Origin of the sequence: Stenotrophomonas maltophilia group sp. Smal32, assembly GCF_030237085.1 — a bacterium.
Lineage (GTDB): Bacteria > Pseudomonadota > Gammaproteobacteria > Xanthomonadales > Xanthomonadaceae > Stenotrophomonas > Stenotrophomonas maltophilia_Q.
The window spans coordinates 1-12,427 of sequence record NZ_JASJSI010000119.1 but is presented as its reverse complement, the minus strand read 5'-3'; the positions used below and the strand labels follow the sequence as shown (position 1 = coordinate 12,427).

11 protein-coding genes are annotated in these 12,427 nt (G+C 67.7%); 4 read left to right on the top strand and 7 right to left on the bottom strand.

Features of this window, described 5'->3' with window-relative positions; genetic code table 11:
• Positions 1-68: 68 nt before the first annotated feature.
• On the bottom strand, positions 69-2,045 hold the full coding sequence (locus tag QRO91_RS19460) for a UvrD-helicase domain-containing protein (protein WP_049426675.1): 1,977 nt from the start codon (positions 2,043-2,045) through the stop codon (positions 69-71).
• A gap of 99 nt (positions 2,046-2,144) precedes the next feature.
• Here QRO91_RS19460 and QRO91_RS19455 point away from each other — a divergent pair, with 99 nt between their 5' ends.
• From QRO91_RS19455 to QRO91_RS19445, 3 genes are read left to right on the top strand one after another with little or no spacing between them, the layout of a single operon-like run.
• Positions 2,145-2,873, top strand: coding sequence for an SEL1-like repeat protein (locus QRO91_RS19455; protein ID WP_049426676.1), 729 nt, complete (start codon positions 2,145-2,147; stop codon positions 2,871-2,873).
• A 39-nt stretch (positions 2,874-2,912) separates the two neighbouring features.
• Positions 2,913-3,644 carry a sel1 repeat family protein gene (locus tag QRO91_RS19450; protein WP_049426677.1) on the top strand — a complete coding sequence of 244 codons (732 nt, stop codon included), beginning with the start codon at positions 2,913-2,915 and terminating at the stop codon, positions 3,642-3,644.
• Between the two features lie 9 nt (positions 3,645-3,653).
• Positions 3,654-4,274, top strand: coding sequence for a thymidine kinase (locus QRO91_RS19445; RefSeq protein ID WP_049426678.1), 621 nt, complete (start codon positions 3,654-3,656; stop codon positions 4,272-4,274).
• A 433-nt stretch (positions 4,275-4,707) separates the two neighbouring features.
• On the opposite strand, the gene QRO91_RS19440 is transcribed toward QRO91_RS19445, so the two are convergent.
• The 4 genes from QRO91_RS19440 to QRO91_RS19425 form a co-directional block, all read right to left on the bottom strand.
• Entirely contained in the window at positions 4,708-6,312 is a 1,605-nt protein-coding gene (locus QRO91_RS19440) for a glucan biosynthesis protein (protein ID WP_049431089.1), read from the bottom strand.
• A gap of 105 nt (positions 6,313-6,417) precedes the next feature.
• Positions 6,418-7,230, bottom strand: a complete 813-nt coding sequence (gene mutM, locus QRO91_RS19435; protein WP_049431091.1) for a bifunctional DNA-formamidopyrimidine glycosylase/DNA-(apurinic or apyrimidinic site) lyase — start codon at positions 7,228-7,230, stop codon at positions 6,418-6,420.
• A gap of 86 nt (positions 7,231-7,316) precedes the next feature.
• On the bottom strand, positions 7,317-7,649 hold the full coding sequence (locus tag QRO91_RS19430) for an EF-hand domain-containing protein (protein ID WP_049431095.1): 333 nt from the start codon (positions 7,647-7,649) through the stop codon (positions 7,317-7,319).
• A complete protein-coding gene (locus QRO91_RS19425) occupies positions 7,646-8,848 on the bottom strand; it encodes an acyl-CoA desaturase (protein ID WP_049431096.1) in 1,203 nt (400 codons plus the stop codon). Before QRO91_RS19425 ends, QRO91_RS19430 begins: the two co-directional genes overlap by 4 nt.
• 151 nt (positions 8,849-8,999) lie before the next feature.
• On the opposite strand from QRO91_RS19425, the gene QRO91_RS19420 reads away from it, so the two are divergent.
• The gene (locus tag QRO91_RS19420; RefSeq protein ID WP_049431099.1) at positions 9,000-9,821 is read left to right on the top strand and encodes an ABC transporter ATP-binding protein; all 822 of its coding nucleotides are present in this window, start codon (positions 9,000-9,002) and stop codon (positions 9,819-9,821) included.
• Between the two features lie 263 nt (positions 9,822-10,084).
• Here the strand turns inward: QRO91_RS19420 and QRO91_RS19415 are convergent, their stop codons facing one another.
• Positions 10,085-11,287, bottom strand: coding sequence for a DUF4785 domain-containing protein (locus QRO91_RS19415; RefSeq protein WP_100443734.1), 1,203 nt, complete (start codon positions 11,285-11,287; stop codon positions 10,085-10,087).
• A gap of 11 nt (positions 11,288-11,298) precedes the next feature.
• Positions 11,299-12,177, bottom strand: coding sequence for a hypothetical protein (locus tag QRO91_RS19410; protein ID WP_049429161.1), 879 nt, complete (start codon positions 12,175-12,177; stop codon positions 11,299-11,301).
• Positions 12,178-12,427: the final 250 nt, after the last annotated feature.

Below are 12,427 nucleotides of genomic sequence, written 5' to 3'. Positions count from 1 at the left end.
CACCCGCCCGGCCCACCACGAATGCACTGCGAACGGCGCAGCCCCTCGTGGTTGGCGCCGTTCGCCGATCAATCAAACAGCGCCTCGATCGCAGCCAACCCCGCGCTGGCGCGCTCCTTCTTCCGTGCCGCATCCGCCACCGGGTCAGCGCCATCGCGCTGGATCTCCTCGGCCGGAATCTCCTCGAAGAACCGGCTCGGCTTCAGCCGCACATGCTCGCCGAACTTGCGCGTCAGCTTGCTGTAGCTCATCCACAGCTGGATCTTGGCGCGGGTGATGCCCACGTACAGCAGGCGACGTTCTTCCTGCAGGTTGCCCTCGTCCAGGCTCACCTGGTGCGGCAGCACGCCGTCCTCGCAGCCAACGATGAACACATACGGGAACTCCAGGCCCTTGGAGGCGTGCATGGTCATCATGCGCACCTGGTTGCCGCCCTCGTCCTTGTCGCTGCGCGACAGCAGCGCCAGCTGGCCGGCCAGGTCAGCGGCGGTGGCACCGCGCGGGCCGCCCTCGAACCACTGCGCCAGTTCCTCGATGTTGTTGGCGCGGCGCTGGTAGCTGGCCTCTTCCTTGGCCTGCTGGCGCAGCTCGCTGAGCAGGCCCGATTCCTTGGCGACCTTGCGGATCATGTCACCGGAACTGACCTGCCGGGTCTGCGCACGCAGGTCACGCAGGATATCGGTGAAGCGGGCCAGGCTGTTGGCCGCGCGCGGTGGCAGCTGCTGCAGTGCGCCGATCGCCTCGGCGGCCTGCGCCATCGGCATGTCCTTTTCCTGCGCCAGCTCGGCCAGCTTGGCCAGCGTGCCGGCACCCACATCGCGCTTGGGCGACTGCACCGCGCGCATGAACGCGGTGTCGTCGTCCGGGTTCACCAGCAGGCGCAGCCAGGCCAGCGTGTCCTTCACTTCCTGGCGCTCCAGGAACATGGTGCCGCCGGTCAGATGGTAGGGGATGCGCAGCAGCTGCATCGCCTTTTCCAGCGGGCGCGACTGGAAGTTGCCGCGGAACAGGATGCAGAAATCACTCCACGGCACGTTGCGCGACTGGGCCACGAAGGCGATCTCGGCGGCGACCTTTTCCGCTTCGTGTTCGCTGTTGCGGCATTCCCATACGCGGATGCGTTCGCCGTCGGCCTGGTCGCTCCACAGCTTCTTCAGGTGCTCATGCGGGTTGTTGGCGATCAGCGCGTTGGCAGCGCGCAGCACGCGGTTGGAGCAGCGGTAATTCTGCTCCAGCTTGATGATCTCCAGCGTGGGGTAGTCGCGCCCCATCTGCTGCAGGTTTTCCGGGTTGGCGCCGCGCCAGGCGTAGATCGACTGATCGTCATCGCCCACGCAGGTGAAGTTGCCCTTCTCACCGGCCAGCTGCTTGAGCAGGCGATACTGCGCGTCGTTGGTGTCCTGGCATTCGTCCACCAGCAGGTAGCCGATGCGTTCACGCCAGGCCAGCGCGATCTCCGGATTCTCTTCCAGGATCTGCACCGGCAAACGGATCAGGTCATCGAAATCGACCGCATTGAACGCGGTCAGGCGCAGCTGGTAGCGCTCGTAGACGCTGGCCGCTTCCTTCTCGCGGTTGCTGCGCGCGGCGGCCATCGCCTGCTCGGGCGACAGGCCGGCGTTCTTCGCGCGCGACACCAGGTTCTTCATGTCCTCGATGTCGTCGGGCTTGGCTCCGTACATCAGGTCCTTGATCTGCGCGGCGGCATCGTCGGCGTCGAAGATCGAGAAACCACGCTTCAGGCCCACAGCGGCATGCTCGATCTGCAGGAACTTCAGGCCCAGCGCATGGAAGGTGCAGATGGTCACCTCGTCCGCATCCTGCTCGCGCAGGCGCTTGGCCACACGCTCGCGCATTTCCTTGGCCGACTTGTTGGTGAAGGTGATCGCGGCGATGCGGCGTGCCGGATAGCGGCCGCTGCCGATCAGATGGGCGATCTTTTCCACGATCACGCGCGTCTTGCCGCTGCCCGCGCCGGCGAGCACCAGCAACGGACCTTCGATGTGCAGGACGGCGGCGGCTTGGGGGGGATTGAGACCGTGCATGGGAATGGGATTGTAGCGGGGCCGCAGCGGGCGGACCTGACTTGCATGCACACCGTTCCTAAGCTATTGATTCGCCACCGGAGCACTGGAGCCAGGTGCATGCGCCCGACCGCTTCTGCCGCCCTGCTGGGCACCCTGCTGTTGCTGCTGGCGCCGTTGGCCGCCCGCAGTGCGGACTGCGCGCCCGATCCTGGCGCATCGTTGCGGCCTGCGCTGATGACCCAGGGCTTCCTGCAGGCTCATCCTGATCTGCACTGGCGCGAGCTGGGCCTGCAGTCGTGGCGCCAGGGCCGGCCCGATCATGCGCTGGTGCGCTTCAAGCGGGCAGCCGCGCACGCCGACAAGCTGTCGCAGTCGCTGGTCGCGCGCATGTACCAGGAGGGCACGGGTACCGCCCCTGATCCGGTGCTGGCCTACATCTGGATGGACCTGGCCGCCGAACGCGGCTACCGCGACCTGCTGCTGGAGCGCGAGCGCTACTGGAACCGCCTGGATGCCGCGCAGCGGCAACGGGTGCTCACCGAAGGGCCGGCGCTGTATGCGGCCTACGGCGATGCCACGGCCAAGCCGCGCATGGAGGCTGCCATGCGCGTGGACCGCAGCCGCATGACCGGCAGCCGTACCGGCTGGGTCAGCTCGATGCTGCAGGTGGAACTGTCCGACGGCCCGGAAGCCGGCTGGCCGACCCGCGGCGATGACTACTACCGGGATGCGTACTGGGACCCTGCAGCTTACTGGTGCATGCAGGACCGCATCTGGGAACAGGAATTCCGCGGCCGCAGCGTCGAGGTCGGCCCACTCAGCCCGGTGGAAGGCGCGGGGCGCTGACGTTCGTATTTCCATAGTCATTGCCAGGAGGGCGATCATATGAAAGCGAAGCACGCTCCACTCTTCTGCCTGCTGCTGGGCCTGTCGATGGCCGCTGGCGTGACCGCCAGGGAATGCCCGGTGGAGGCCCCGCGGCAGATCCCGCCAACCGTCCTGACCGGAGGCTTCTTTGATGCCCATCCGGACCTGTTCTGGCGCAGCATGGCCCAGCAGGCCGAACGGGACAGACAGCCCGCCAGGGCGCTGGACTACTACAAGCGTTCGGCGCGCTACGCCGACAAATTCTCCCAGGCCATGGTGGCGCGGCTGTACCAGGAGGGCCTCGGTACCCGGGCCGATCCGGTGATGGCCTACATCTGGATGGACCTTGCCGCCGAGCGCATGTATCACGACTTCCTGGTGCTGCGGGAGCACTATTGGGCACGCCTGGACGCATTGCAGCAGGCACAGGCGATCGAGCGCGGCCAGCAGGTCTATGCCGACTATGGCGACCGCGTGGCCAAGCCTCGCATGGAGCGCGCCCTCAGGGACGGCCGCCAGCAGATCACCGGCAGCCGCCTCGGGTACGTGAGCTCCGGCCTGATCGTCGTCCCCCGCCGCGGCAACGAGCAGGGCATCGCGACGCCGGGCAGCATCGTCTACGACAACGACTACTGGCGCGCCGCCGACTACTGGTGCCTGCAGGACAACTACTGGCGCCCCGCGCGGACCCCCAGCGTCGAGATAGGACGGCCGGACACGGTCCGCGACGACAAGGCGGTGGGCGACTAGAATTGGCCGATGGCCAAGCTCTATTTCTACTATTCGGCGATGAACGCCGGCAAGACCACCACCCTGCTGCAGAGCGCGCACAACTACCGCGAGCGCGGCATGCGGGTGGCGATCCTGACCCCGCGCCTGGATGATCGTGCCGGCGCCGGCGTGGTCGCCTCGCGCATCGGCCTGCGCGCCGAGGGCATGGCGTTCGACCGTGACACCGACCTGCAGCAGTGGGTCGAGCAGGACCTGGCCGCCCACGGGCCGATGGGCTGCGTGCTGGTGGACGAAGCGCAGTTCCTCACCCGTGCCCAGGTCTGGCAGCTGAGCGAGGTGGTCGACCAGCTGCGCATTCCGGTGTTGTGCTACGGGCTGCGCACCGACTTCCGCGGCGAGCTGTTCGAGGGCAGCCAGTACCTGCTGGCCTGGGCCGACGAGATGCAGGAGATCAAGACCATCTGTCACAGCGGCAAGAAGGCAACGATGACGGTACGCGTGGACGAACATGGCCACGCGGTAAAGGATGGCCCGCAGGTGGAGATCGGTGGCAACGACCGCTACGTGTCGGTCAGCCGTGCCGAGTTCAAGAAGATCACCCGCGGTGAAGGGCGGATCGACCCGGCGCAGGCGCCCCTGCCGCTGTAGAGGGTGTTCGGCAGGGCTGCGCCCTGCACCCGCAGAGGCAACAGCAACGGCAACAGCCAAAGCCAAAGCGGCATTCCGTGGGATGGCGGGACGGTGTCGGAGTGCGGAGACGCTGCAAGTACGTCCCTGTAAGCTTGGCAGCCGCATCCATGCGGCTGACACCCCGCACTCCGACACCGCCCCACCTCTGACAGAATCCCGCAGCTGTTGGTGGGTGTCGACCTTGGTCGACACCTCTGTCAGATATCGAATGAAATTCCGGGGTCAGATCCGTTTTCCTTCGGAAAACGGATCTGACCCCACGAGCTGTTCCGACAGATCGCGCAAAACTGTCGAAGGCGGGGTGGGTCCCCACAGGAAACCAGCTTCTGCTGTTGACGTTGCTTTTGATTGAAGCAGGTGCAGGGCTGCAAGCCCTGCAATCCCAAACCACTCAGTACAGCGTGCGCTCCGGCGCACCCGCCGGCGGCGGGGTGTACTGGTACAGCCAGGTCTCGGTGAGGGTCTTGCCGCCACTGCGCAGGAACAGGCGGATATCGATCTGCTCGGTGCTGCCCTCCGGCGGCACCAGGTCGAACATCGCGCGGTACCCGTTGATCTCGCGCAGCGGGCGCGCCGACACGATCTCGACCCGGCCACGGCTGGCTTCCACCACCGCCTCGACCTCGGCCTTGTCGATCAGCCTGGCCAGTTCGCCGCCTTCGAAGTCCACCGCGAAACGCCAGCTGAAATACTCGCGCTTCTTGCCGACCACGCCGCCCAGGCCGGTGCGGCTGGCCACGCAGTGCGCCAGCGGCGGGCGTGCCGGCGGCTCGGCGCCCCAATACAGGCGGTAGCCGACCAGCAGCTCCTGGCCCGGCTGCGGTTTTTCCTTCGGGTTCCAGAAGGCCACGATGTTGTCGAAGGTCTCGTCCACGGTGGGAATCTCCACCAGCTGCACCGAGCCTTCGCCCCACTCGCCCTTCGGCTCCACCCACAGGCACGGGCGCTTCTCGTAGAACACGCCATCGTCCTGGTAGTGGTCGAAGTTGCGGTCACGCTGCAGCAGGCCGAAGCCGCGCGGGTTGCGGTCCATGAACATGTTGAAGCGCAGGTTGCGCGGGTTCAGCAGCGGCCGCCAGATCCACTCGCCGGCGCCGGTCCACAGCGACAGGCCATCGGTATCGTGGATCTCCGGGCGCCAGTCCCAGCCCATGCGGCGGTCGTTCTCGCCCACCTGGTACATGCTGGTGCACGGTGCGATGCCCAGGCGCTCGATCGCCTTGCGCGGGTACAGCGCGCTGTCGATGTCCATCAGCAGCACATCGCCATTGGTGATCGCGAAGCGGTAGGCGCCGGCCACGCTGGGCGAATCCAGCAGGCCATAGACCACGATCGTTTCCGAATCGGCCGACGGCTGTTCCAGGTAATAGGCGATGAAGTCCGGGAATTCCTCCGGCTTGCCCATGCCGGTATCGATCGCCAGGCCACGCGCGGACTGGCCGTACTGGCCTTCCTTGCCGACGGCGCGGAAGTAGCTGGCGCCAAGGAACGCAGCGAAGTCGCGGTCGGTGTCCTTGCGGGTGTTCAGGCGGAACCCGGCGAAGCCCAGATCGGCCGGCAGCTCGCCGTCCTTGATGCCGCTCTTGCCGTAGTTGAACGCCGCGCCGTCATAGGCCAGCTCCTGCGCCTTGCCGTCGACCACGTCGAACATGCGCACCGGCGAATGGAAGTACAGGCCCAGGTGGAAGAACTTGGCCTGGAACTTGCCCGGCTGGTCGGCCCACAGCGCGTGGTCCTGGCGATAGCCGATCGACTGGTACTGGTCCCAGTCCAGTCCTTCCAGGCGGCCCGGCAGCACCCGCTTGTGGCTCTTGTAGGGCGCTTGTGCCAGCGCCCGCGCCTGCCCTTTCAGGGTGGCGAAGTCGAACGGCTGCGGCTGACCGAGGCGGCGCAGGCCCATCTGGCCACTCTTGCTGGCCGCGCACGCGGGCAGGGACGGCAGGCCGAATGCAGCCAGGGCGAGGGAGGCATTGCGGATGAAGTCGCGTCGTTGCATGCAGGCGCGTCAGGCACAGAAGGAAGGTCGGCCATCATAGGCAGACAAACGTTAACGGGCAGCGGAGACGCGCCCTGCCCGTTCAGCTGCCGCTGGCCGTCCGGCTCAGCGCTGGCAGTGGCTGCACCAGACGCTCGCGCGCTGGCCGATGGTGGCGTGCTTCAGTGCGCGGCCGCAGTTCGGGCACGGCAGGCCATCGCGGCCGTATACCAGCAGTTCCTGCTCGAAGTAGCCCGGCGCGCCATCGGGGCTGATGAAGTCGCGCAGGGTGGTGCCACCACGGGTGATGGCGTAGCCGAGGATCTCCTTCACCGCGCCAGCCAGCCGCTGGTAGCGCTCGCGCGAGATCTTCCCGGCCTCGCGCAGCGGACTGATGCCAGCCTTGAACAGGCTTTCGGCGGCGTAGATGTTGCCCACGCCCACCACCACCGCCTGGTCCATCAGGAAGGTCTTCACCGGCGCGCTGCGGCCGCGGCTGCGGGCGAACAGGTAGTCCCCGTCGAAGGCATCGTCCAGCGGCTCCGGGCCCAGCCCCTGCAGCAGCGGATGGATCTCGCCGGCCGGCTGCCACAGCAGGCTGCCGAAGCGGCGCGGGTCGTTGAAGCGCAGCAGGCGGCCGTTGTCCAGGCTGATATCCACATGGTCGTGCGCGCGCAGCTGGGTGTCGCCGGGCAGCACGCGCAGGCTGCCGGACATGCCCAGGTGCAGCACGGCGCTGCCGATGGCGGTGTCCAGCAGCAGGTACTTGGCGCGGCGGCGGATGTCCTCGATGCGCTGCCCCGGCAGCAGCTCGGCCACTTCCGGCGGAATCGGCCAGCGCAGATCGGCCCGGCGCAGGATCACCCCATGCACGCGACGGCCCTGCAGGTGCGGCGCCAGGCCGCGGCGTGTGGTTTCGACTTCGGGCAGTTCAGGCATGCGGTGATTCTACGCCGGGCATGGCCCGGCGCTACCGGGACCGGTGCACCTGGTAGCGCCGCGCCATGCCCGGCGACGGTGCAGAGTCAGCGCGGCGGCGCCGCCAGCTCCCGTGCATCCAGGTAGCCGTCGCCGTTGGCATCCTGCGTGTGGAAGCGCTTCACGATCACCTGCCGCTGCTGCTCGCGGCTGATCGCCCTGCCCTTGCCGCCGGGCAGCTCCTCGGCGCCCAGCACGCCATCGCCGTTGCGGTCCATGCGGTCGAAGGCATACAGCATCCACTGCACGTACTCGGCCTCGCTGACCCTGCCGTCGCCATCGCTGTCCATCCGCTGCAGATAGCTGGCGGTGTCGGTGACCTGGGCCAGCGCCGCGCCCGGCAGCATCGCCACCAGCAGAAGCCCGTACCCTGTCCTCACGCGCCCACCAGGCTGTAGCCCTTCAATCGTGCGGCGTAGGCCTGCAACGCGGCGATACCGCTTTCCTCGGCCTCGCGGCACCACGCCTGCAGCTGATGCAGGCGCTCGGCCGCATCGTGGCCGCGCGCTTCCAGCAACGCGGCCAGGCGCCCCCGGTACTCGACCAGGGTGCGGATGCGCGGCCGTTGCGCCACCCATTCGCTGAGCTGGGCGCGGCTGTCCGGCTTCAACCAGCGGCCATCATTGACCAGGCCACGGCGCAGCCGGCGCGGCAGCAGGCGACGCAGCTTGGCCCCGGCGTGGGTGGCCTCCTCGCGCAGGGCCGGCATGAACACGTTGCGCTGGTAGTCGGTCATCGCCTGGAAGCGGTGCGAGAGCAGCGCCTTCAGCGTTTCGGCATCGGGCACTGTGATGTTCGGGCGTACGTCCATGGCCGGTGCAACGCGAAGCACCTTGGCCAGGCGCAACGCCTGCAGCAGGCGGATCGCACTCCAGCCGATGTCAAATTCCCAGCGCCGCATCGCGAAGCGCGCCGAACTGGGGAAGGCATGATGGTTGTTGTGCAGTTCCTCGCCACCGATCCAGAACCCCCACGGCGTCAGGTTGGTGGAGGTATCGGCCGATTCGTAGTTGCGGTAGCCCCACCAGTGGCCGAGGCCGTTGACCACGCCGGCCGCCCAGAATGGAATCCATGCCATCTGGATCGCCCACAGGGCCACGCCGGGCAGGCCGAACAGCACGCTGTTGATCGCCAGCAGCAGCACCGGGCCGAGCGTGGCGTGCGGGGTGTACAGGTGGCGCTCGATCGCATCATCCGGGGTGCCACGCCCGTACTGCTCGATGTCCGCGCGCATGCCGCGCGCTTCCCGGTACAGCTCCACGCCGTGCCAGAACACCTTGCCGATGCCGCGGGTGACCGGACTGTGCGGATCGTCCTCGGTCTCCACCTTGGCGTGGTGCTTGCGGTGGATGGCTACCCATTCGCGGGTGATCATCGACGTGGTGAGCCAGAGCCAGAACCGGAACACGTGGGCCAGTGCCGGGTGGAAATCGACCCCGCGATGGGCCTGGCTGCGATGCAGGTACAGGGTCACCGAGAAGATGGTGATCTGGGTGAAGACCAGCAGCACCGCCAGCATGGCCCACCAGCCCAGGCCCAGCACACCTCCGGTCAACAGGGACATCAGGGCATCGGGCATGGCGGCTCTCCGTATCGACGCGGGGATGGCAGACATCATGGGCGCTTGCGTTGCAAACTGCATCCCTGCGGCGGTGATTGCCACCGTCATCCGTGGCACCGTTCACAGTTGGGGACCTGAGTTGTCGAGCCTTGATCCACGCGCCAGCACCATGACTGCCGCCCCGCCCGTTGCGGAGCTGCCCCCCTTGATCGAACTGGACCGCGCCACCGTGGTGCGCGGCCAGGTGAAGGTGCTGCACGGGCTCAGCCTGCGCATCGCGCAGGGCCAGCATACTGCCCTGCTCGGCCCCAACGGTTGCGGCAAATCGACCTTCATCAAGCTGATCACCCGCGAGCTGTACCCGCTGGCGCAAAGCGACGGCTCGGTGGCCGTGAAGGTGCTGGGCCAGAACCGCTGGCAGGTGGATCGGCTGCGTTCGCAGCTGGGCATCGTCACCGGCGATCTCAGCAGCAACCTGGCCGACATGCCGGGACTGACCGTGGAACAGGCCGTGCTGTCCGGCTTCTTCGCCAGCTACGTGGTGCCGGCCTTCCGCGAGGTGACTGCCGACATGCGTGCACGCGTCGCTGAGACACTGGCGATGGCCGGCGCGCTGGCACTGCGCGAGCGCGCCTATGCCGAGCTGTCGGCCGGCGAGACCCGCCGGGTGCTGATCGCCCGCGCGCTGGTCAACCGGCCGCAGGCGCTGCTGCTGGACGAGCCCTCCACCGGACTGGACCTGGTCGCCCGCGAACAGCTGGTGGCGACCATGCGGGTGCTCGCCCAGCAGGGCATCACCCTGGTGCTGGTGACCCACCACATCGAAGAGATCATTCCCGAGATCGAACGCGTGGTGCTGCTGCGCGATGGCCGTGTGCTGGCCGATGGCACCCGCGCCGAACTGCTGCGCAACGAGCCGCTGTCGTCGGTGTTCGGTGGCGCCATCACCGTGTGCGAGCAGGAAGGCCGGTTGACCGCTTACGCGGGCTGAGGCGGAGCCCTCGAGGGAAACGGCTTGGAAACCGATGGGCCCGGGAAACCGGCGGCGGTAGAGTCGACTGTCAGTCGACTATCGCGCGCAGCGCGGGATCTTTGCGATTCAGGCGAAAGGCAGTCGACTAACAGTCGACTCTACCCCGTTGTGATGCCATTCCCCATGTGATGCCATTCCCCATGTGATGCCATTCCCCATGTGATGCCATTCCGTCGCCATGGCGGTGCAGCGGGCCGGATCCCGGCCCGCTGCACCCAGCCTCAGAACCTCAACGCCAGCGCGCGCGATTCGATCGGTGCCATCCGGCTCTGGTCCTGCAGCTGCAGGTCGCGCAGCTCGTACGGCGCGCCGAAGCCGGCCGGCAACGCGGCCTGGTCGAACGGCAGCACCAGCTGGCCACGCCCCGGACCATCGAACCACGCGGCCGCATGCGCCTGCGCGACCGGCTTCAGCTGGCCATCGCGGCCGGTGGCATACAGCGTGCCACGCGCCTCGTAGCGGCCAGCGGCGGCTACCTGCAATGGCAGTGCGACCTGGCGGCTGGCCGGGTCCGGCGCCGCCTGGCCACTGAAGCGCGCGGTCGGCCGTGCCACCGCGAAGGCCACCTTGCCATCGCGCAACACACCATCGGCCTGGGCGAACACCTGCAGCTCCCACAGCCCCTGCACGTTGCCGACATCAGCCGGAATCCGCACCTGCGCACGCAGGGCGCCATCGGTGGTGCGCAGCAACCGCTGCGGCCAGCTGCGTCCATCCGGTGCGACCAGCAGGGCTTCACCGCCCAGGCTGCTGCGGCGCGAGGCCATCTGCGCGGTGGTGGCACCGTCTTCCAGCAGGCGTGCCTGCAGCTGCACGTTGCCACCGGCCAGCACCTGCGGCTGGTTGGCCTGCACCTCCAGCCGCAGCGGGCTGTTCGGCTCCAGCACCTGCACCACGTAGCGGCCCTGTGCCTGCGCGCTCTGCAGCGTGTACGCACCGGCCGCACTGGTCGCGCCGGTGCGCAGCATGCTGCTGCCATCGCTCACCGGCATGCCGGCCTGCTGCAGCGCACGTGCGTCGACACTGCGCGCCACGCTGCTGCGGCCGGCCGGGTCACGCACCTGCAACGTGTTGGCCGGCACTGCACGCGCGCCTTCGGCCGGGCTCAGCTGGATCACCGCATCGGCGGCGGTCAGCGGCAGGTCCACGCCGCGTTGCAGCTGCGCGCCATCGACCTGCTGCCAGTAGCTGCGGCTGACAGAAGCATACGGCGTGGCCGCCTGCAGCGGTTGTGCCGGGTCCAACGCCCAAGCGAAGGACAGCGGCGCGTGTTCGCTTTCATCGGCCGGCAACGGCGCGGCAACCAGCGCCGCGGGCACCTGATCGCCGGCACGTGCGGCATTCAACGGCTGCGCAGCCTGCGCTGTGGAGAGGGACAGCACCGCCAGCACCGCGCTGGCCAGCAGGGTGGAATGGATCGTCATGGTCGTCTCCCTCACTGGGTCAGGTCGTTGCGCAGGATCGTGCCGAGGCCGAAGCACTCGCGACGACTCTGGTTGTGGCTGAGCGGCTCTGCCCCCTGGGTACGCTGCTTGTCGGTGAACCAGGTGGTGCCGGCGGCCTTCTGGCTGCTGCACTCCAGGAAGCCGTCGGAGCAGGACGACAGCCAGTTCTGGGTGAACTCCAGGCCGACATTGGCGGCATAGCCCCCGCAGTAGCTGTTGCTGTCCCACACCGCCGATTCCACGTCACTGCCGACCACCGCGCGGAACGGCTTGGGCAGGGCGGGACGGCCTGCGGTGCCGTACAGGTTCTGCGCGTTGTAGGTGGCCATGCTCGCCACCTGCTGCTGCCGCACCGCGTCGTTCTTGTAGCCCAGCAGCCAGCCCAGCGAGGTTTCAAAGGTATTGCCATTGAGCACCGCATCGGCCAGCGGCGTGCCCGCCGAGGACGGTGCCAGCGCGGTGACCTTGCGCACCGTGCGGATGATCTTCGGGTAGCGGCTGTCGTAGGTCGGGTTGGACAGGATCCAGCGCACCACGTTGCCGCCGTTGGAATGGGTGATCACCACCAGCTGGGTGATGCCGCGGCTGTCGATGAAACTGGTCAGCTGGTTGGCCAGGCAGCCGGCGGCCTCCGGCTTCCACATGTACTGGGTGAAGTCGCAGTTGATGACAACGTAGTTGCTGCTGTTCGGCAGGCCCTGGCGCACGGTGTCGATGATGGCCGGCTGCCAGTAGTCCTGGGTGGCGTTGGTCTGCGCGCCGGTGCCATGCACGAAGGCCACGCCGACCACGTCGGCGGCCTGCGCCGGCGTTGCTGCAAGCCCGAGGAGCAGGGCCAGGACGGTACTTCCTGTTGCGGTGCTGCGCATCGCTTCTCTCCCTCTGTCTGCGGATCCCCCCGACCCGGCTGGAACTGGACGGCCCTGGCGCTTGCCGTTGTGCCGATGCTCGCGGTGCAGCGGCGTGAAAGTCCGTGCGCTGCGCCCGGATTCAGGAGACTGACGCCACTCGATGACGTTTTTCATATCGCGGCAATGACCATGCCGGGTCTGGCCGTATGACCGATGGCCACTGCGGTGTCGTACACGGACTGCGATCATGGCGCGATGTTTTTTCTCC

Bases quoted from the DNA above. Each gene is read 5' to 3' on its own strand.
- mutM (WP_049431091.1), bottom strand. From the start codon at position 7,230: ATGCCTGAACTGCCCGAAGTCGAAACCACACGCCGCGGCCTGGCGCCG.
- QRO91_RS19420 (WP_049431099.1), top strand. From the start codon at position 9,000: ATGACTGCCGCCCCGCCCGTTGCGGAGCTGCCCCCCTTGATCGAACTG.
- QRO91_RS19410 (WP_049429161.1), bottom strand. From the start codon at position 12,177: ATGCGCAGCACCGCAACAGGAAGTACCGTCCTGGCCCTGCTCCTCGGG.
- QRO91_RS19440 (WP_049431089.1), bottom strand. From the start codon at position 6,312: ATGCAACGACGCGACTTCATCCGCAATGCCTCCCTCGCCCTGGCTGCA.
- QRO91_RS19460 (WP_049426675.1), bottom strand. From the start codon at position 2,045: ATGCACGGTCTCAATCCCCCCCAAGCCGCCGCCGTCCTGCACATCGAA.
- QRO91_RS19450 (WP_049426677.1), top strand. From the start codon at position 2,913: ATGAAAGCGAAGCACGCTCCACTCTTCTGCCTGCTGCTGGGCCTGTCG.
- QRO91_RS19455 (WP_049426676.1), top strand. From the start codon at position 2,145: ATGCGCCCGACCGCTTCTGCCGCCCTGCTGGGCACCCTGCTGTTGCTG.
- QRO91_RS19445 (WP_049426678.1), top strand. From the start codon at position 3,654: ATGGCCAAGCTCTATTTCTACTATTCGGCGATGAACGCCGGCAAGACC.
- QRO91_RS19425 (WP_049431096.1), bottom strand. From the start codon at position 8,848: ATGCCCGATGCCCTGATGTCCCTGTTGACCGGAGGTGTGCTGGGCCTG.
- QRO91_RS19415 (WP_100443734.1), bottom strand. From the start codon at position 11,287: ATGACGATCCATTCCACCCTGCTGGCCAGCGCGGTGCTGGCGGTGCTG.